The 20872-nt window shown below is 35.8% G+C and carries 21 protein-coding genes; 8 read left to right on the forward strand and 13 right to left on the reverse strand.

The features are described 5' to 3' along the window. The first annotated feature begins 131 nt into the window (after positions 1-131). A complete protein-coding gene (locus Q0L65_RS09235; RefSeq protein ID WP_296685577.1) occupies positions 132-635 on the forward strand; it encodes an RNA polymerase sigma factor in 504 nt (167 codons plus the stop codon). Further along, positions 632-1246, forward strand: coding sequence for a hypothetical protein (locus tag Q0L65_RS09240; protein ID WP_296685579.1), 615 nt, complete (start codon positions 632-634; stop codon positions 1244-1246). Before Q0L65_RS09235 ends, Q0L65_RS09240 begins: the two co-directional genes overlap by 4 nt. A 30-nt stretch (positions 1247-1276) precedes the next feature. Here Q0L65_RS09240 and Q0L65_RS09245 read toward each other — a convergent pair whose 3' ends face one another. Beyond that, entirely contained in the window at positions 1277-2086 is an 810-nt protein-coding gene (locus Q0L65_RS09245; RefSeq protein ID WP_296685582.1) for a lysophospholipid acyltransferase family protein, read from the reverse strand. Between the two features lie 84 nt (positions 2087-2170). Continuing rightward, on the reverse strand, positions 2171-2815 hold the full coding sequence (locus Q0L65_RS09250) for a CoA pyrophosphatase (RefSeq protein WP_296685584.1): 645 nt from the start codon (positions 2813-2815) through the stop codon (positions 2171-2173). Positions 2816-2907: 92 nt separating this feature from the next. Here Q0L65_RS09250 and Q0L65_RS09255 point away from each other — a divergent pair, with 92 nt between their 5' ends. After that, complete coding sequence (locus tag Q0L65_RS09255) at positions 2908-3348, forward strand: DUF4268 domain-containing protein (RefSeq protein ID WP_296685586.1); 441 nt, start codon at positions 2908-2910, stop codon at positions 3346-3348. On the opposite strand, the gene Q0L65_RS09260 is transcribed toward Q0L65_RS09255, so the two are convergent. The 11 genes from Q0L65_RS09260 to Q0L65_RS09310 form a co-directional block, all read right to left on the reverse strand. Next, positions 3349-3762, reverse strand: a complete 414-nt coding sequence (locus Q0L65_RS09260) for a hypothetical protein (protein WP_296685588.1) — start codon at positions 3760-3762, stop codon at positions 3349-3351. It lies immediately after the preceding gene. A gap of 9 nt (positions 3763-3771) precedes the next feature. After that, positions 3772-4716, reverse strand: coding sequence for a nitronate monooxygenase (locus Q0L65_RS09265; RefSeq protein ID WP_296685589.1), 945 nt, complete (start codon positions 4714-4716; stop codon positions 3772-3774). A gap of 6 nt (positions 4717-4722) precedes the next feature. Next, entirely contained in the window at positions 4723-6324 is a 1602-nt protein-coding gene (locus Q0L65_RS09270; protein ID WP_296685599.1) for a S8 family serine peptidase, read from the reverse strand. A gap of 79 nt (positions 6325-6403) precedes the next feature. Further along, positions 6404-7591 carry a tRNA 2-thiouridine(34) synthase MnmA gene (gene mnmA / locus Q0L65_RS09275; protein WP_296685600.1) on the reverse strand — a complete coding sequence of 396 codons (1188 nt, stop codon included), beginning with the start codon at positions 7589-7591 and terminating at the stop codon, positions 6404-6406. A gap of 59 nt (positions 7592-7650) precedes the next feature. Further along, positions 7651-8352: a hypothetical protein gene (locus Q0L65_RS09280; RefSeq protein WP_296685602.1), complete on the reverse strand. Its 702-nt coding sequence runs from the start codon at positions 8350-8352 to the stop codon at positions 7651-7653. Between the two features lie 83 nt (positions 8353-8435). Further along, positions 8436-10340 carry a membrane protein insertase YidC gene (gene yidC / locus Q0L65_RS09285; protein ID WP_296685604.1) on the reverse strand — a complete coding sequence of 635 codons (1905 nt, stop codon included), beginning with the start codon at positions 10338-10340 and terminating at the stop codon, positions 8436-8438. Positions 10341-10384: 44 nt separating this feature from the next. Next, the gene (locus Q0L65_RS09290) at positions 10385-11998 is read right to left on the reverse strand and encodes a CTP synthase (protein WP_296685606.1); all 1614 of its coding nucleotides are present in this window, start codon (positions 11996-11998) and stop codon (positions 10385-10387) included. A gap of 149 nt (positions 11999-12147) precedes the next feature. Beyond that, on the reverse strand, positions 12148-12381 hold the full coding sequence (locus Q0L65_RS09295; RefSeq protein ID WP_296685608.1) for a DUF3820 family protein: 234 nt from the start codon (positions 12379-12381) through the stop codon (positions 12148-12150). A 7-nt stretch (positions 12382-12388) separates the two neighbouring features. After that, entirely contained in the window at positions 12389-13573 is a 1185-nt protein-coding gene (locus Q0L65_RS09300; RefSeq protein WP_296685609.1) for a hypothetical protein, read from the reverse strand. Positions 13574-13767: 194 nt separating this feature from the next. Next, positions 13768-15297, reverse strand: a complete 1530-nt coding sequence (gene guaA, locus Q0L65_RS09305; protein ID WP_296685621.1) for a glutamine-hydrolyzing GMP synthase — start codon at positions 15295-15297, stop codon at positions 13768-13770. Positions 15298-15355: 58 nt separating this feature from the next. Further along, positions 15356-16048 carry a hypothetical protein gene (locus Q0L65_RS09310; RefSeq protein ID WP_296685623.1) on the reverse strand — a complete coding sequence of 231 codons (693 nt, stop codon included), beginning with the start codon at positions 16046-16048 and terminating at the stop codon, positions 15356-15358. Positions 16049-16265: 217 nt separating this feature from the next. On the opposite strand from Q0L65_RS09310, the gene Q0L65_RS09315 reads away from it, so the two are divergent. From Q0L65_RS09315 to Q0L65_RS09335, 5 genes are all read left to right on the forward strand, one after another. Beyond that, entirely contained in the window at positions 16266-16652 is a 387-nt protein-coding gene (locus tag Q0L65_RS09315) for a RidA family protein (RefSeq protein ID WP_296685624.1), read from the forward strand. A 128-nt stretch (positions 16653-16780) separates the two neighbouring features. Then, positions 16781-18028: a voltage-gated chloride channel family protein gene (locus Q0L65_RS09320; protein ID WP_296685626.1), complete on the forward strand. Its 1248-nt coding sequence runs from the start codon at positions 16781-16783 to the stop codon at positions 18026-18028. Positions 18029-18098: 70 nt separating this feature from the next. Further along, entirely contained in the window at positions 18099-19103 is a 1005-nt protein-coding gene (locus Q0L65_RS09325; RefSeq protein ID WP_296685628.1) for a bifunctional oligoribonuclease/PAP phosphatase NrnA, read from the forward strand. Positions 19104-19106: 3 nt separating this feature from the next. Further along, positions 19107-19730 carry a gliding motility-associated peptidyl-prolyl isomerase GldI gene (gene gldI, locus Q0L65_RS09330; RefSeq protein WP_296685630.1) on the forward strand — a complete coding sequence of 208 codons (624 nt, stop codon included), beginning with the start codon at positions 19107-19109 and terminating at the stop codon, positions 19728-19730. A gap of 13 nt (positions 19731-19743) precedes the next feature. After that, positions 19744-20862 carry a peptidylprolyl isomerase gene (locus Q0L65_RS09335; protein WP_296685632.1) on the forward strand — a complete coding sequence of 373 codons (1119 nt, stop codon included), beginning with the start codon at positions 19744-19746 and terminating at the stop codon, positions 20860-20862. The last annotated feature ends 10 nt before the right edge of the window (positions 20863-20872 follow it).

Below are 20872 nucleotides of genomic sequence, written 5' to 3' on the forward strand. Positions count from 1 at the left end.
AAATCAAATTCAATATCAAAAATCAAATAATAAAAATCTGCGAATCAGCGGTAAAGAATAAAAAATTGCGTCTTTTTGCCTTTGCGGCAAAATAATGTAACAAAACAAGACAAAACCCTACTAACCCCAATATGAAATCGGACTTAGAACACTCTTTTGTAAAGCGACTTCAAGAGAATCAGAATATAATCCACAAAATTTGTAGATTGTATACTGAGGATGAAGACGCGCACAAAGATTTGTTCCAAGAAATTACAATTCAGCTTTGGAAAGCCTATCCTAAGTTTAGAGGCGATAGTAAATTCTCTACTTGGGCGTATCGTGTCGCTTTGAATACTGCCATTACATTATACCGAAAGACAAAGCGATCGATAAACACAGTAGGCTACGAAGGCAATTCTCACTTTGTCCCCGAAGTCCAATACAATTACGAAGAAGAAGAACAACTCAAATTATTATACCAAGCCGTTTACCAATTGAATGACATAGAAAAAGCCCTCATTTTTATGTATTTGGAAGACAAAGATTACACTGAAATTGCCGAAACCTTAGGAATTAGCGAAGTGAATGCAAGAGTAAAAATGAACAGAATTAAAGGAAAATTAAAAAAACTATTAAATCCTAAAGGAATATGAAAGAGCTGGATTTACTAAAGAAAGACTGGCAAAAGAGTGAGGCCTCTTTTGAACAATTGAGCGAAAAAGACATTTATGCTATGATTCACAAAAAATCATCTTCAGTAGTGAAGTGGATTTTAATTGTGAGTGTTTTAGAATTTGTAATTTTGAATGGAATCGGATTATTATTAAGTGACGATAGAATGAAAGCTATCAGTATTAATCATCCTTACTTGCATATCGTTGACATTACAAATTATATCGTAATAGCAAGTTTTATTTTTCTATTCTATAAGAACTATAAAACCATTTCTTCACTTGATTCATCCAAGAAACTAATTACCGGAATTTTGCGCACTAGAAGAATTGTAACCTATTATATTTTTTGGAATATTATTATTGGGGGAATTGTAGGCGTTTACACTGGGATTGCCTCATTTAATGACGGATACAATTCGGCTAACCCATCACAATACAAAAAAGTATTAGATGAAGATAACTTTTTAGCTATTGGATTTATAATGATTATTACTATGTTAGGAATCTGGTTATTCTACAAACTTCTTTACGGAAATTTTCTAAAAAAATTAAAAACCAATTACGAAGAACTTCAAAAAATAGAATCGTAGAAAAAGAGGCTTTCGCCTCTTTTTTTTATTCTAACATTCCCAATTTCGTAAGGAATTTAAACGTTCTTGTTCTTCAATTTCTTCAGCTGGAATTACTTTCAAGAAAGACGGATGTTGCTCTATCGCATATTCTACTTTTTCAACAATTTCGTCAATGGTATCATTTTCATAATCAATATCTAAAGGCTCTTTGATAATAAATGATTGTAAGATGCCTTTCTTTTTCATTCGCAATCCTTTTTTATCAAAAGAACGTCTGAATCCATCAATCACAATTGGTACCACAATAGGTCTGTGTTCTTTTATGATGTGTGCAGTCCCTTTTCGAACTGGCTTGAACGATTTAGTTGTTCCTTGCGGAAAAGTAATTACCCAACCATCTGCTAACGCTATTTTTATATTCTCCGTATCATTAGGATTGACTTCTCTTTTCTCTGTCACATCAACTCCTTTAGCACGCCAAGTGCGTTCAACTGTAATAGCGCCTACATAAGCGAAAATTCGTGGTAACAATCCCGCCTGCATCGTTTCCTTTGCGGCAACATAATAAATATTCATTTTAGGTTGCCACAAGTACCCTACATTTTTAATTGAATCGGTGCGCCCGCTCAAACTAGCGTTGAACACATGAAACATAGCAACCACATCAGCAAAATAGGTTTGATGATTGGAGATAAACAAAACATTAGTATCGGGTAAGTCCTTAATAATTTCAGAACCTTCAATTTGCAATTCGTTAAATCCTCTGTAGCGTCTGTGAGTCAAACATCCTAAAATTCGGATGAGCCACTTTTTAATAAATAGGATATGACCAAAAGGATTTCTCTTTAACAATCCCATAAATAAGGTGAATTTTAAAAATATTTATGAAACAAACATACAAAAATTATTTTTGGGTACAAATGCACTGCTAACCAGAAAAAATTATAAATTAAAAGTACTCACAAAGACTTCTTTCAACTCACTCAACATCATAGCAGTAGCTCCCCAAACAATATGACTTTCTATTTCAAAAGCAGGAATCACAATTGAATCAGCATACGAAGTCTGCATTTGGGTTTCTACAATTATGGTGTCACTCAAAAAAGTGGCTAACGGAAGTTCAATAATTCCTGCGACCTCCAAAGGATCTGGAGTGAATGTGATTTCTTCATTGCAAATTCCTAAATAAGGATATACCATAAAATTACTCGGCGGAATATACACTTCAGTAAATGATTTTACAATCGCTATTTTGTCGGGATGAATACCCACTTCTTCATAGGTTTCCCGAATCGCAGTGGCTGCAAAATCAGCATCCTCTCGTTCGTACTTGCCTCCTGGAAAAGCAATTTGTGCAGAATGCACGCCTTTATACGAGTTGCGAACAATCAAAACTAAATGGGTTACTCCATTTTTTGGATAACACAGCATCAATACCGCAGCAGTTCTTGGATTCTTGTTTGCAAAAGAAGGGTTTTCCAAATTAGCCAAACGTTCTAAAGGAGCCATTTTAGCATGGGCTGCCGTTGCAGGAAGATTGGCTGCAATTAATTTAGGAACAAACTGTAAAAATTCTTGAAAATCCATAATCAAAACCTATTTTTGCAGGAACAAACAACATATAAATATAGTTTAGAAAAAGCAAGTACGCAAACTTTCTGCTACCAAAACAAAAACCTATGTACAGTAAAGAGGAAGCTCAACGATTGAAACGCGAATTTTGGATTGCCTTCGCCGAAAAATATCCTAGAAAATGGCTGTTGTATGATACCAAAATCAAAGATTTTGCATTTAAATTTTATGTTGACAATAAAAAAGCACAAGTACTTATCGACATTGAGCCTCGCAACGACGAAAAACGTATCGCTTACTTTGAAAAATTGGAAGCCCTAAAAAACATTCTAGAAGAAGAGTTTGTATCTGATTTGGTTTTTGAAAAAAATTACTATTTGGAAAACGGTAAAACCATAAGCCGAATTTGGGTAGAACAAAACGGAGTAAGTGTTAGTAATCGTAATTATTGGGATACCATTTTTGACTTTTTCAACGAAAAAATGGCTGCTCTAGAATTGTTTTATGCCGAATACGATGAATTCATAAAAGATATTGAAATCGCTTAGCTAATTCATATTGAAAATATTGTAGACTATAATTTGGTCACCGTAATTGATATACAACTGTTTCCGGTTGTCTTGTTTTTTGCGGGTAATAATAGATAAGGTACAATCCACTCCATCATTATCTTTACAACTAAAACTGTACACAATATCCGTTTCATTTTCGGTAGCTGGCAGATATTCTACAATTTCAAACAATTGAATCACCTGAGAATAAATTATAATTCTATTCTTATTAGTATCCAAAGAAACCATCATTTTTGACAATTCTAAATCAGACCAATTACCCCATTTTCCTTTCTGATTTTTTTCTAACACACTGAATCCAGAAGTACTAAATTGGTACACCTGCCCATAGGATTGTTGCCATCCTAGACTTAGGAAAAGAAAAAATAGATATCCAATTATTTTATTCATTCGTTAGAATTAAAAAGTCCATTGTGTGCATTCTTTTTGTGCTAATTGAAATTCAGTAATGATGTTTTCAAAAATTTTACTGACAGGTTGTATCTCGTGAATCAACCCTGCAATTTGACCAATCTCTAGTTCGCCATCGTCCAAATTACCTTCAAACATACCTCTTTTTGCTCTAGCTCGACCTAACAATTGGATTAATTCTTCTTTGGTAGCGCCTTTAGCATACAATTCTTGTACTTCTTGGTAAAATTTATTCTTAATCAAACGAACAGGAGCCAATTCTTTGAGAGTCAATTGGGTGTCTCCTTCTTTGGCAGTAATAACCGTATTTTTAAAATTATCGTGAGCCGAAGACTCCACCGAAGCTACAAAACGACTACCCATTTGTACTCCATCAGCACCTAGCACCATAGCAGCAAGCATTCCTCTACCGGTAGCAATTCCTCCAGCAGCAATCAGTGGAATTGTAATTTTTTCCTTGATCATCGGGATCAAAGTAAGTGTAGTAGTTTCTTCTCTACCATTGTGTCCTCCCGCTTCAAATCCTTCTGCTACCACAGCATCTACACCCGCATCTTGAGCCTTTAGGGCAAAAGTAGAGCTACTCACTACATGCACAATCGTTATACCATTTTCTTTCAAATAAGGCGTCCACGTTTTGGGATTTCCTGCCGAAGTAAAAACAATTTTTACTCCTTCATCAACGATAATTTTAAAAATTTCTTCCACATTAGGATACAACATCGGTACATTTACCCCAAAAGGTTTTGAGGTAGCTTTTTGGCATTTCCGAATATGTTCTCTCAATACTTCAGGATACATAGAACCCGCACCAATTAATCCTAAACCACCCGCATTACTCACAGCACTGGCTAATTTATAACCACTATTCCAGATCATTCCACCTTGAATAATAGGGTATTTAATTTTAAAAAGACTTGTAATGCTATTCATAACGAACTATTTTTTAATGATTTTACCCGACTTAGAAAATCCTTCTGATTCGAATGTATAAAAATAAATTCCTTTTGGCAAATCGGCTACAGAAAGTGTAACAAATCGATTAGCCACTTCTTGTGATTTTATTTTTTGTCCCAAAATAGAGTAAATGCCTATGGTTCCAATAGTTTTATTTTCTGGCAAATTAAATTGGATCACATCTGCACTGGGGTTGGGATACACTACAAAATCGTCTTTGGTCAATTGTCCATTGGCTAAAGCCAAACTAAAATCGGGTATTCCATAGCCAAATTGAGTATTTGGGCTACCATATCGATCCGCTGAAGCTTGAACCAATTGTCTAATTTCTTGATTGGTTTTATTTGGAAAAGCTTGCCAAAAACTAGCTATCATTCCCGCCAAAATAGGTCCTGAAAACGAGGTTCCACTGGCCGTGACTATATTCCCATACTCATCTGAAAGCACTGCCGCTTGACCTTGCGCCATAACATTGGGCTTGACCCTACCATCATAAGAAGGTCCAATTGAACTAAAACTGGCCAATACTTTTGAAGCGGTAACTGCACCCACTGCAATTACATCCGTTGCTTCTGCGGGTGCACCTACATGTGGTTCTGAAGTACCACCTTCATTCCCTGCCGATGCCACTACAATCATCCCTCTTGAAAAAGCAATATTAGCACCTTTAGAAATGAAATTTGTATTTCCCGACATATCAGCATAAGTGTGACTATAATTCGGATTGTCATAACCAAAATAACCTAAAGAAGTATTGATTACATCCACACCTAAACTATCAGCTTTCTCAGCAGCTTCCACCCAAAGTGATTCCTCAATGGGATTTTCAGAAGCGGTGTCTTCTGTAATAAACAAATAATAAGACGCATCGGGAGCAGTTCCCACCAAAGCGTTCTCTTTGTAGCCACCCATACTGGAAAGTACCATAGTGCCATGATGATTTCCAGAATAATAATTAGCAGAACGATGTACAAAATCATAACCTCCTAGAATTTTATTATGATCTCGTAAGCGTTGAAAAGGTTGCGCAGTATTCACCCCTGGAAAACCCGCATCCATAATGGCAATAATTTTATCTGAAGCCGTATAATTTTGTTGATGTAAAACTTGCCCATTTAGCATCTGGATTTGATTAGCCGAAGAGCCATAAGCAAAATCGACTTGTGTTTCCAATTTATTGCTAACGGCCTTAAGTTTTGCAGTACTAATCAATTTAGCTGTTGGATTTAACGAACGATTCGCAAATACTACTTTTTCTACAATAGCAAGATTTTTTAAAGCATTGATTGCAGTAACTGTGCCTCGAACATGCAAGGCATTCAACCATTTGGACTGAGCTTTTACCGTAATTCCGTTAGCGGATTTAATTTGGTTGATGTATAATTTAGGAATAGGGACATCTTTAGAGTCCAAAGGAATGTTTTGTCTGACTCTTCTATCTAAAGCTCTTTGCGAAAGCATTTGCAAAGGCGCATCAAAATACGTTTGTGTATTGGGTTTGGCAGTAAAATAAACCCAAGCATCTTCTTGTGAAAATCCTACCGAAGTGGTTAGCAATAAAAGAAATAGATAGACGATTCTCATAGATGACTTCTTTAACCATTCTAACGCAATTATTTTAAATTCGGTATACTAAATCTAAAATTACTACGAAAATACTAAATTAAGAAATTACTCCCGAACCCACTAATTCCTCTCCTAAATGCCAAGCTACGAATTGTCCTTCGGTAATCGCTGATTGTGGTTCTTCAAAAGCGACATACATACCGGTTTCAAATTGGTACAAAGTGGCTTTTTGCAACGCTTGTCGGTAACGAATACGCGCCATTACTTCCATCGATTCGCCCTTGGCCAAAGCCAAATCGGTACGAACCCAATGCAATTCTGAATTAGCAATAAACAACGCTTTTCGGAATAACCCTGGATGTTGACTCGTCAAACCCGTATAAATCGTATTTGTTGCAACATCGGTTGCAATAATAAATAAAGGATCGGTTGTTCCTCCTACATTGAGTCCCTTGCGTTGCCCAATGGTGAAATAATGAGCGCCTTGGTGTTTGCCCACTACTTTTCCCATTTCAGGAGTATATTTGATTTTAGTGGCTTCAAACGCCAAACGTTCTTCTAACGAAAGTCCTTCAGGTTGAATGGACTGATACACGGGATGATTCTTGTCAATTTGAACAATCACACCTTCTTTGGGCTGTAATTTTTGTTGTAAAAATTCAGGTAAACGTACTTTTCCGATAAAACACAATCCTTGAGAGTCTTTCTTTTCGGCGGTAATTAAATCCATCTCCGCCGCGATTTCGCGTACTTCAGGTTTAGTTAAATTCCCGATAGGAAATAAGGCTTTCGCCAATTGCTCTTGCGACAACTGACATAAAAAATAAGATTGGTCTTTATTAATATCGGCACCGGCTTTCAATTGATAAACTTTTTTACCGTCTACCTCTATTTCGCTTTTCTGGCAATAATGTCCAGTAGCCACATAATCAGCATCCAGACTCATCGCAATTTTCATAAAAACGTCAAACTTGATTTCGCGATTACACAACACATCGGGATTTGGAGTACGTCCTTTTTCGTATTCGTTGAACATATAGTCCACGATTTTTTCTTTGTATTGTTCGCTTAAATCGACCGTTTGAAAAGGAATTCCTAGTTTTTCAGCTACTAAAAGCGCATCGTTACTATCCTCTAACCACGGACATTCATTAGAAATAGTCACCGAGTCATCGTGCCAGTTTTTCATAAACAGACCAATCACTTCATAGCCTTGCTGCTGTAACAAATAAGCGGCAACACTCGAATCAACACCTCCTGAAAGACCAACAACTACACGTTTCATTTCTAATATATTAGGATTAAATGGGATGCAAAGTTACGAAACATTTGCTTGAATTGATTTTATTTAGTTGGGGAGATTTTGGATTTTTGAGACAAATCTGAACTGGATTTTTTTACTAATTTACCGTTTTCTAAAACGTCCCAAGTTCCTGTTTTTAAACCTTTGGCAAACATCCCTTTTGCAACAACAATTCCGCTATCATTTCTAAAAATAGCTAATCCGTCGTACTCGTTATTCTTAAAGAACGATTCCTCTAAAACAACCCCACTTTCGGTATACTTTTTATAAGCACCTTGCTTTAGGTTATTCACGTAATTAATTTGTTCGGCTACTTTTCCGTTAAGAAAATAAACCGTTCGTACACCTTCTAATTTTCCGTTTTTATAATTTTCGGTAGTCATTATAGCTGGTGAAGCATAATGATAGTATTTCCACTCTCCTTCAAAAAGTTTATTGACTACTTTTCCTTCGCTCACTTTGTTTTTATTTTGGTCATAAAAAACAGTATAAGCCGAATTGTCTTTGGGGTTAAATTCACGCGTGGCAATTACATCTCCTTTTTGAGTATCATCAAAAAATTGAAAAACACCCACTTCTTTTCCATGTTCAAAAGTCCCTTGGTAACGAGGTCGTTTTGATTCTTCATACACCCCTTTCCAAAGGCCGTGTTTCAATCCTTTAGCATCTAGTTTATTGGACTCAGTTTGAGCGTGTAAAACACTAAAAAGTAAGGAGATCAAAAATACTATTATACTTCTCATATTTTATTTTGTACTACGGAATTATTATACTTAAAATTAGTGTTGCAAAAAAAATCCCGAAATGAATCGAGATTTTTTTGAAATTATTTTTTGTTGCGTTGCGCTTTCTGAGCTTCGGCTTGTTCCATTGCTTCTTGCAATTTTTGTTGGAACTTACTCGGTTTCTTTGGCGCTTTCAATTTGTTCTCTTGAATTTGAGCATGAATTTTATCACTATCGATAAAATACTTTTTGATGACAATCATAATTCCTATGGTAATCAAGTTTGAGATAAAGTTATACAAACTCAATCCAGCTCCGTAACTATTGAAGAAGAACAACATCATCAATGGCGAAACATAAATCATAATTTTCATCATTTTAGCCATATCAGGCATTCCTTCCTGTTGTGGCGCTGCCATTTGTTGGTCACCCGAAGTCATTTTCATGTAGAAGAAAATCGCAATTGCTGCCATAATTGGAAACAAACTAATATGATCTCCATACAAAGGAATACGGAAAGGCAATTGGATTACTTCATCAAATGATGACAAATCATCTGCCCAAAGGAAGCTTTTTTGTCTCAACTCAAAAGCCGATGGAAAGAACTGAAATGAGGCATACATGAATGGCAATTGAATCAAAGCAGGAATACAACCAGCCATTGGATTTACACCTGCTTTGTTGTACAACTTCATCGTTTCTTGCTGTTTCTTCATTGGGTCTTTTTTGAATTTCTCACCCAATTCAGTAATCTCAGGACGCAATACTTTCATTTTCGCTTGAGACAAAAATGATTTAAACGTAATTGGCGACATCGCAATTTTAATCAAAATTGTAAATACAATAATGGCTATTCCATAAGCAATATAGGAACTCAAAAATCCAAATAATGGGATAAAAATAAATTTATTAATCCATCCAAAAATTCCCCAACCTAAAGAAATTATTTTCTCTAAATTCTTATCGTAACTGTGTAATGTTTTATAATCTGTAGGTCCTAAGTACCAATTCATTTTATAATCCAATTCACCATTGGTGAATGCCAAAGGAATTTCAGCTTTAAATTGTTTAGTATAAATGGTATCTACTGCTTCGTCGTGAACTAAATTATTTGATAGTAATTTAGATTTCTCAAAAGGGGTATTGGTTAACAAAATAGTTGAAAAGAAGTGTTGCTTGAAAGCAACATAAGTAGTTTTTTCAGCACTTTCTTCTTTATTTTCACCTTGACCTACATAATCAATTTTACCTTCTTCGTGCTCAAAATACACTTCTGTATATCTGTTTTCATACGAAATACTTTTTTCATTTCGATAGGTTTTCAAACTCCATTCTAAATCCAATGGTTTGGCAGTATTCAATACTTTGTTCAACCCTTGAGAACGAACATCAAAGCCAATCATATAATCGTTTGGTTTCAAAATGTATTTGTATTCCAAATATTCATTAGCTCCCGCTTTCAATTTCATAGAAAGAATTTGATCTTCTCCTACTTTTGATATGCTTGGTTCAAAATACAAATCTTTGGTATTCAAAGATCGGTTATCTGATGTTTGTAGAGTAATGTTCAAATTAGCATTATTATCTTTAATCAACTCTACTAACTGACCTGAGCCTTTTTTGAATTTTTCATATTTCTTCAAAACAGCTTCTACAATAAAACCTCCTTTGTTTGCAATTTTCAATTTTACAAGATCATTCTCGATGGTCGTAAAATCACCTTTAGCAGAAGGTAATGTTGCTGAATAAGCAAAGTTTCCTAATGTTTTTTGCAATTGAGCCAATTGAGTTGAATCGCCTGTAGTAGCAACAGCCACAGCAGCCTTCTCAATTGATTTTTGTGCCAATTCTTTTGCTTTAGCAGCTTGGGCAACCAATTCTTTTTTAGCTTTTTCAGCGGCAATAGCTTTAGGATCAGGTTGATTTTGATACATAATCCAAATCAAGATTCCGAAAATCAATACAAAACCAATGATTGAATTCAGGTCAATTTTTTTTTCTTCCATTTTACTTTTAAAATAGTTATTGTTTTTAGAAACGGGGTATTCTATTATTTTTTCTTTGCTTTTACTGCAGCTGCCACAAAATTCACAAAAATTGGGTGTGGATTGGCTACTGTACTTTTGTATTCTGGGTGGTATTGTACTCCAATGAAAAATGGATGGTCTTCAATTTCTACAATTTCTACCAATCCGGTTTGAGGATTCGTTCCAGAAGCTAGCAATCCAGCTTTTTGCAATTGGTCCAAATACGCACTATTGTATTCATAACGGTGACGGTGGCGTTCTGAAATAGAAGTTGTTCCGTAAATTTTATGAGCTAAAGTACCTGCTTTAATATCACAATTCCAAGCGCCTAAACGCATCGTTCCACCTTTATCTGTAACTGTTTTTTGCTCTTCCATCAAGTTGACTACTGGATTAGAAGTCTTATCATTCATTTCAGTTGAATTAGCATCTGAAAGACCTAACACATTTCTTGAATACTCGATTACTGACATTTGCATTCCCAAACAAATTCCGAAAAATGGAATTTTATTTTCACGCACATAACGAACCGTTTCAATTTTTCCTTCAATACCTCTTTCTCCAAAACCAGGCGCTACCAAAACAGCGTCTAATCCTGCTAATTTTTCTTTAACGTTCAATGCATCAATATATTCTGAATGAATTGAAATTACATTTACTTTGGTTTCATTGGCTGCACCTGCGTGAATAAAGGCTTCCAAAATAGATTTATAACAATCCTGCATTTCTACATATTTCCCAACCAAACCGATATTCACGGTATGTTTTGGATTTTTTAAACGCTTCAAAAACGTATTCCAGTTTTTCAAATCAGGAGCGGCTTTTTTAGGTAAATCTAATTTTTTCAACGCCACTACATCCAATCCTTCTTCTAACATTAAGTTAGGCACTTCATAGATTGTAGAAGCATCGATAGATTGAATAACAGCTTCTCTTTTTACGTTACAAAACAAAGCTAATTTATTGCGAATTTCGTCCGAAATCTCGTGTTCTGTTCTACACACCAAGATGTCCGCTTTGATTCCGCTTTCCATCAAGGTTTTTACTGAGTGCTGGGTTGGTTTTGTTTTCAATTCTCCGGCTGCAGCCAAATACGGCACCAACGTCAAATGAATTACAATTCCGTTATTTTCTCCCAATTCCCAAACCAATTGACGAACCGATTCGATGTAAGGCAATGATTCAATATCACCCACAGTACCCCCAATTTCAGTAATGACAATATCGTAATCACCTGACTTACCAAGCAATTGCATTCTGTCTTTAATTTCATTGGTAATATGAGGAACCACTTGAACGGTTTTACCTAAAAATTCTCCTCTACGTTCTTTTTCAATTACCGAAAGATAGATTCTACCCGTGGTTACATTATTCGCTTGAGAAGTGGGTACATTCAAGAAACGTTCGTAGTGTCCTAAATCCAAATCCGTTTCTGCACCATCATCCGTCACATAACACTCTCCATGTTCATACGGATTTAGCGTTCCTGGGTCCACATTGATATAAGGATCGAACTTTTGAATGGTAGTTCTATATCCTCTTGCTTGTAATAATTTCGCCAAAGATGCCGCTATAATCCCCTTCCCTAAAGAAGAAGTTACACCGCCAGTAACAAAAATATATTTCGTTTGATTCATTCTGTTTTAGTTTGTATTGTAGTTGTGTAAAAAACGTCGCAAAAATACAATTATAAATTGAGAAAATGCGAATTTAAAAATGTGAAAATGTAAAATTTTATACTATTATTTCTCTGCGCTATCAATCCAATAATTTTACTTTTTATTCATCAAATTAGTTTTGGATAACGCTTTTTTATGTTGCGAATTAAATCTTCTAATCCGTTTAATTTTAATTCATACACCAATTGCAATTGTTGTCCTAACTCCCCTTTTGGAAATCCCTTATTGTTGTACCAAACCACATAATATTCCGGCAAATCAATCAAATGCCAACCTTCGTATTTCCCAAAGGGCATTTTAGTATGCGCTAATTTAATGAGTTGTTTTTGGTCGTTTTCCATATCGGATTTACTTTGCTACTTTAACTGTCAAGTCAGCATCGTAATACAAAAGATACAATCCTTTGTTAGCAAAACCTCCCGTTTCATTTTTGAAATAATCAAACTTACTTTCTACTTGTTCCGTTACTTGGGTAGAGGCACTTTCAGAATAGTTATTCGATTGAGACAAACGCATCAACGCATCAAAAGTCACGTCAAAACCTCGAGTAGCAAACGCATTAGGAGTTACCTTATTTTTTAATTTGTAATTCTTTTCGAATATTACAGCTTCCGGACTGTTGTTTTCGCGTGTCATTGATGGATATAGTAATTTTAATTGCATCAAATTAGCAAACTCAATCTCATCGGTATCCAAAGTTTCATTGGGTTCCAGAATCACAAGTTGGATTGCACATTCTTTTAGTTTGGATAAAAGTAGTTTTAATGTTGCTTTAATTAAAACTGTGCTTTCCGTCTCTAGCACAACATAATTTATTCTGTCTTTTTGCAATTTACTCGACAAACTTTCAGGAATTAATGCTCCTATTTCCGTTAAACTTACTAATCGAACGTCTTTTTGATTTTCTACAATGTATTTTTTAACCGATACTTTCTTCTTATCCACCACCGCAATGATATTTCCATTTTTGGAGTGCATAAAATCAAAAATAGCGGAACGAAGTAACGAAGTCGATGTAATCGTTTGAAACAGATTTGGATACGATTTCCCCATTTCTTTTGATAACGGCGAAATAACCACTACTTGATTAGCGCTCAACAATTCGGCTGTTTTCTCTACATTTGTTTGATAAAAAGGCCCTATCACTGCTGAAAAATTCTCTAAATGGTGGTCGGCAATCAGTTTGGCTACATTCGAACTATTTTTGGTTTCTTCCGAATCGAAAACACTAACATCTACCGTAACGCCTAATTGCTTCGCTGAGTCAATCGCTACCAATGCCCCCGAATAAAAATCCAAAGTCATGTTCAAAAACTTGTCTTTTTTTAAGCGGTCTGCAATAGTATTCACAGTATCTCCTTGTACCTTAGCCAAGTTGAAAGGCAACAGCAGAGCCAGCTTCTTCGATTGATTTACCAAAGGTTTTTCTAACTGTAACCTACTATTTTGGATTGGAATTACATTAGTTTCTTGGGCGCTAATTACATTGGCAAACAAAAGTCCAACAATAAGTATTTTGAAAAAACAGTTCATATAAATAAAATATTATTTTTTAACCATTAAGAAATTAAGAAAATTAAGTTGCACTTAATAAAGACAAATCGTTCTAAAAATACACCTCCCTTTATAATCCGTGACAAACTAACTCCTCTAAAACAATCGAACGGTATCAAATTTATGACAAAATCTGATACCGTTTCAATTACAACTTTCAATTTAAGTGCTAATTATTCCCACTCAATTGTGGCAGGTGGTTTTGAACTAATATCATATACCACACGGTTCACTCCTTTTACTTTATTAATGATTTCATTCGAAATTTTCATCAAGAAATCATACGGTAAATGTACCCAATCCGCCGTCATACCATCAGTAGATTCTACGGCACGAAGCGCCACTACTTTTTCGTATGTACGCTCATCACCCATTACTCCGACACTATTTACTGGCAACAAGATAGCTCCCGCTTGCCAAACCTTATCGTACAATCCCCAAGATTTCAATCCTTCGATAAAAACTGAATCTACATCTTGTAAAATTTGTACTTTCTCTGGAGTAATATCCCCTAAGATTCGGATGGACAATCCTGGCCCTGGGAAAGGATGTCTTCCTAATAATTCTGGATCAATTCCTAAAGTAGCCCCTACTCTTCGTACCTCATCTTTGAAAAGCATACGCAAAGGTTCTACAATTTGTAATTTCATATAATCAGGTAATCCACCCACATTATGGTGTGATTTAATCGTAGCCGAAGGTCCTTTTACTGAAACTGACTCGATTACATCTGGATAAATTGTTCCTTGCGCTAACCATTTTACATCTTCAATCAAATGCGATTCATCATCAAAAACTTCAATGAATACACGTCCGATGATTTTACGTTTAGTTTCTGGATCACTCACTCCTGCCAATTCTGACAAGAAACGATCTCCAGCATCTACTCCTTTTACATTCAATCCCATTCCTTTGTACTGATTCAATACATTTTGGAATTCGTTTTTACGAAGTAAACCGTTATTAACAAAAATACAATACAAGTTTTTACCGATAGCTTGGTTCAATAAAACCGCAGCAACAGTTGAATCTACTCCACCAGAAAGACCTAAAACTACTTTGTCATCTTGTAGTTTTTCTTTCAGTTCGGCTACCATATCCGTAACAAAAGTGTTAGGAGTAAAGTTTTGAGGTACCTCAGCAATGTTAACCAAAAAGTTTTCTAACATTTTTGTTCCTTCTGTCGAATGGAATACTTCTGGGTGGTATTGAATGGCATAGGTAGTTTCACCTTCAATTCGATACGCCGCAAATTCTACATCGTGTGTACTAGCTAATTTAACTCCGTTAGTAGGCAAAGCTTTAATACTATCACTATGACTCATCCAAACTTGGCTGTTGGGAGAAATTCCTTGAAAGAAAACTTCATCTTCTTTGATAAAAGACAAATTCGCTCTTCCGTATTCTCTTGTATTAGAAGCAGCAACTTCTCCACCACTAAAGTGGGCTAAATATTGCGCTCCATAACACACCGCTAACATAGGTAATTTACCTCTGATTTGAGATAAATCAGGGTGTGGCGCATCTTCTGAACGAACAGAAAAAGGACTTCCACCTAAAATTACGGCTTTGTACGGTGATAAATCTGTTGGAAAATTGTTGTAAGGAAAAATTTCGCAGAATATATTTAATTCGCGAACTCTACGCGCAATAAGCTGTGTGTATTGCGACCCGAAATCTAAAATAAGTACGTTGTGTTGCATGCGCAAAAATACTTTTTAAATTCGGAATTGAAAAATGGATTTTGAAAAAAATATTTTTTTATTCTTTGACCAATAAAATCGTTGCTTTAAAGCCTGTCCCAAGGTTCCATTGGCTTGCCGAAATCAAACTTCCTTTATCATCATACACCCTAAATTCAGCTGTATTAGGACCTGAAGTTCCTTGATTTAATGCTTCGAAATCAATTTTATTAAATCCTTTTTCAAGCACAATTTCAAAACCTTTAAAAGCACCTTCTAATGTTACCTGACTCTCAATAACTTTATCATTCAAATAGACTCGAATTACATCACCATCTACATATTCGGCATCACGATACATCACACGTGCTTTATCGGCTTTGGTTTTAAAATCTCCTAAATTTTGATTTCTTCGGTACACAATAGCACCGGGATCTTCGTCTTTTTTATTCAAACGCGCTTCCACTTCTGCTCCAGGTCTAATAAACTCATTTTTTGGCACCATCGAAAAAGTATTCGACTGTCCTAATTGATAGGTTTTGGCAGGAGAAGGTTTATTCACCATCGCATCCGGACTATTGAAAACGTTCGGTGCTTTAATAGAAGGGATATCCGAATTAGGTGGTGCTACTTTTTTAGGTTCGGCTGTCTTTTTAGGGGTAATCGGAAACTTTCCTACAGGAATTGCTCTGAACTTAGCACTAAACTCAGCCTGAGCTTGTCCTTGCCATGCCCATCCCATAATTGCAATACATAATAGTAATTGTTTCATTATAAACCGAACTGATAAACTTGTGTCCACAAAAATAGTATAAATACCTTTTGTGACTCACGTATTAGAAATTTCTTAACAAAATCTAGGTTGAAATTTCTAACAAATGATTTAAAAACGTGACATTATATAACCTCTTTTGTCAAAAAATCGAATTCCTAATTCATCCTATTATCGTAAATTGCACCACATAAATTATGTATTAAAAACATTCAAAATGAAAAGAGAAAATATCTTGACAGGCTCACCATGGGAAGATAAAATGGGATATTGTCGTGCCGTTCGCATTGGAAATATCATTGAAGTATCTGGAACTGTCGCTATTGTAGATGGCGAAAAAGTAAAAGCTGACGACGCACATGCACAAACCTTAAATATTTTAGAACGTGTAGAAAAAGTATTGGAAGACCTAAACGTAAGTATGAAAGACGTCATTCGTACTCGCATCTTCACGACTGACATCAACACATTTGAAGCAGTTGCGACTGCACACGCTACTTTTTTCAAAGACATTAAACCTACTACTGGTTTTTATGAAATCAGTAAATTAGTTGCTCCAGAATATTTGGTAGAAATTGAATTTACAGCAGTCGTTGCTGAATAATATAAAACGTACTTGCTAAAAAATAAGAAGCCGTAACTAATTTGGTTACGGCTTTTTTTATGCCGTTTTTTCAATGATTACTGAATTTAAACTATTTTTGAACCACATTTAATTCACTAAGCCAGAATATGAACCTACAAAAAACACTTCGCCTTTCACTGCAATGGTTGGTCATTTGTGCTTTGATAGGACTTTTTTCAGGTTCGGCATCGGCTTTCTTTTTAGTGGCGTTAGAATGGGTCACTCAAATTAGAGAACATCACGCTTGGATCATTTGGTTATTGCCACTCGGAGGTTTAATCATTGGTTTGTTATACCATTATTATGGAACTTCGGTAGTCAAAGGCAACAATTTACTTTTAGAAGAATACGAAAATCCGCAGCAACCCATCCCTTTCAAAATGGCACCTTTGGTACTTATTGGCACTTTAATCACACATTTGGTTGGAGGTTCAGCGGGGCGAGAAGGTACCGCAGTACAAATGGGCGGCGCTATTGCCGACCAATTTTCAAGGTGGTTTCAATTGGATAAAAACGACCGAAAAACCATTCTTATTTTAGGGATTAGTGCGGGATTTGCTTCCGTTTTTGGAACGCCTTTAGCGGGGGCTTTGTTTGCTTTGGAGGTGGTCTACTTTAGTAAAATCAATTTCAAAAGTGTGATTTTGTCTTTTGCAGTAGCATATGCTGCTTATTTTACGGTGGAATTTTGGCAAGTAAAACATACGCATTACACTATTGCTACCCTTCCTGAAATGAATGGAATATATTTACTTTGGACCATCGGAGCAGGAATTCTTTTTGGCTTAGCCGCCTTGTTATTTTCCAGAACAGCCCATTTTTGGAACCGATTATTTTCAAAATACATTCCATACGCGCCGATTCGGCCCCTAATTGGCGGAACTGTTTTAGCGGTAATCCTTTTTTTCATCGGGACAACAAAATACATTGGACTAGGAGTTCCCGAAATCGTGAAAGCCTTTTCAACCCCGAACGAGTCGTATGATTTTCTCTTAAAAATACTCTTTACTGGTTTTACATTGGGCGCTGGTTTTAAAGGAGGCGAAGTAACGCCGCTTTTCTTTGTGGGAGCTACTTTAGGAAGTGCTTTGTCTGTTGTAATTCCTTTGCCAATTGCGCTATTAGCAGGCATGGGATTTGTTGCCGTTTTTTCTGGGGCTACCCACACCCCTATTGCTTGTACGGTTATGGGAATGGAATTGTTTGGAATTGAAGGTGGTATTTTTATAGGAATTGCTTGTGTCGTAGCTTATTTTGCTTCGGGGTCTATTGGAATATACCATTCGCAAATTGTGAAAGGACCTAAATACCATTTGTACCAAAAAATAAATCGCTTTCGATTGGATCTTTTCTAAACATGTGAAAATTAGGTTAATTATTTAAATGATTTTTCGTTTAAATTAAAAAAATGTAATTTCGCAATCTATGAAAACACAAGACATTCAAGCGATTCAGGAGTTATTATCCACTCCTAAAAAAATTGCGATAATTCCACACCGCGGACCCGATGGAGATGCCATGGGTTCTACCTTAGGTTTGTACCATTTTTTACTTAAAAACAACCACCAACCTACTGTGATTTCTCCTAACGAAATGCCTCATTTTTTAGAGTGGCTTCCGGGAGCTAACACCGTAAAAATATATGAAAAAGACAAAGCCTCTTGTACCCAAATTTTAGAAGAAGCCGAAGTCATTTTCACTTTAGATTTTAATGCTTTGCACCGTACCGGAGAAATGGAAACTGTGCTAAGCACACTTACAGCTCCGTACATCATGATTGATCACCATCAATTTCCTCATGATTATGCTACCTACACCTACTCTGATACTAATTTTGGTTCTACTTGCGAAATGCTGTACAACTTCATTTCTTTTTTAGGCAAAAAAGCAGACATTGACGAAAACATTGGTACTTGCATTTATACTGGAATTTTAACCGATTCAGGTTCGTTTCGTTTTCCAAAAACCACTGGAACTACCCACCGAATCATTGCTGACCTAATTGATTTAGGGGTAAAAAACACCGTGATTCCTACCTTGCTTTTTGACAATAGTTCGTTTGGACGTTTGCAAATTTTAGGTCGCGCCTTGCAAAATATGAAAGTGTATACCGAGCATAAAACAGCTTACACTTATTTGACACAAGACGAGTTGGATTCGTTTGACCACGTGAAAGGTGATACTGAAGGTATTGTCAATTACGGATTGAGCATTAAAGGAATTATTTTTACGGCGATTTTCATCGAAAATAAAGACGAAAAAATCATTAAAATATCCTTCCGTTCACAAGGTGATTTTGATGTGAATCAATTTGCCAGAGAAAACTTCAATGGAGGCGGACACATCAATGCTGCCGGAGGAAAATCAGAAAACTCCATGGAAGATACCATTCTAAAATTTGAAGATTTAGTCAAAAACTTACCCATCTAAATCATGAGAAACTTAAAAAAAACAGTAGCCATAGCAGTACTTCTATTGCTAACAGCAATCACAAGTTGTCAAAGCAAACAAGAAGCAAGAAAACCCATTTCTCACGCCTCAGGGACTTTTATGAAACAATCTGTGAATCGCAACAAAAAATTAATTGCGGGAGAAGAAGCTGAGATTGCACGGGTTATACGACAAAACAAAAAAATTAAATTCATTGCATCCTCAAAAGGTTTTTGGTATTCTTATGCAACTGTCAACGTTGAAGATACATTAACTCCTAAAAAAGGAGATGTAGCCTTATTTGACTACGAAGTGAAAGATTTAAAAGGACATGTAATCTATTCCAAAAGCGAATTAGGACCTCAAACCTATTTTGTTGACAAGCAAAATATTATGACTGGTTTGCGTGAAGGAATTAAATTAATGCACCGCAAGGAAAAAGTCAATTTCCTTTTTACCTCACACATGGGATACGGCTATCACGGTGACAATAAAAAAATTGGAACAAACAAACCGCTTTTGTGCATTGTTACCCTTCGTGATTTTATGTCGGAAGCCAATTACGATCAAAAAATGAAAGCCGATACTAATCCCGTTTCCCAAACTCAAAACGATTCTTTAAACTAAATACTAATTTGAAATGAAAAAAAGCTTTTTATTTGCCTTAGCCATTATTGCTTCTTTTTACTCTTGTAAGGAAGAAAACAACAATTTACCTGATGGTTTGTATGCCAAAATTGAAACCAACAAAGGAGAAATTATTGTTCAATTGGATTATGAAAAAGCGCCAATTACTGTAGCTAACTTTGTAACACTTGCAGAAGGTAAAAATGATTTTGTTACCAATGAAAACATCAAAAACCGACCTTTTTATGATGGTTTGAAATTCCATAGAGTTATAGAAAACTTTATGATTCAAGGTGGAGATCCTCTTGGAACAGGTTCTGGCGATGCGGGTTATCGTTTCAAAGATGAAATTACCGATTTGCGTTTTGACAAAGGTGGTGTTTTGGCCATGGCCAATAACGGTCCTGCAACGAATAGCAGTCAATTTTTTATCACCCATATCGAGACGCCTTGGCTAGATGGAAAACACACTATTTTTGGTCACGTAGTTGGCAACGGAATGGAAGCTGTAAACAAAATTCTTCAAGATGATTATATGAGTAAAGTAACCATCATTCGAAATGGAGATGCCGCTAAAAAGTTTGATGCAGTAAAAGTATTTCATGATTACTTTACCGCTGAAGCCGAAAATCAAAAGAAACAAGCCGCTATTGACGCAGAGAACAAACGCATTTTTAACGAAAAATACAAAACGGTTATCGATGCCAAAGTAAAATCCTTTGCTGCTTTAAAAGCCAAGGCTACCAAAACTAAGTCGGGCTTAAAATTTGTAATTACTAAAAAAAGTGGTGGTGCCAAACCTAAAGCTGGAACAGGAATCTTTATCCATTATGCAGGCTTCTTGGAAAACGGAACCCTATTTGACAGCAGCATTGAAAGTGTATGCAAAACTTTTGGAACATTTGATCCGAACAGAGCTGCACAAAACGGCTACCAACCTATCCCTTTTCAAGCAGGTAAAAAAGACGGCATGATTCCAGGATTTATCGAAGGAATTGAGCAACTTGCTTTTGGAGACAAAGCCGTAATTTTTATCCCATCGAAATTAGGATATGGAGAAGCGGGTGCCGGAGGTGTGATTCCGCCCAACGCCAATATCATTTTTGAAATTGAATTACTAAAAGCACAATAAATAGACTTAA

Origin of the sequence: Flavobacterium sp., assembly GCF_024642105.1 — a bacterium.
Taxonomy (GTDB): domain Bacteria; phylum Bacteroidota; class Bacteroidia; order Flavobacteriales; family Flavobacteriaceae; genus Flavobacterium.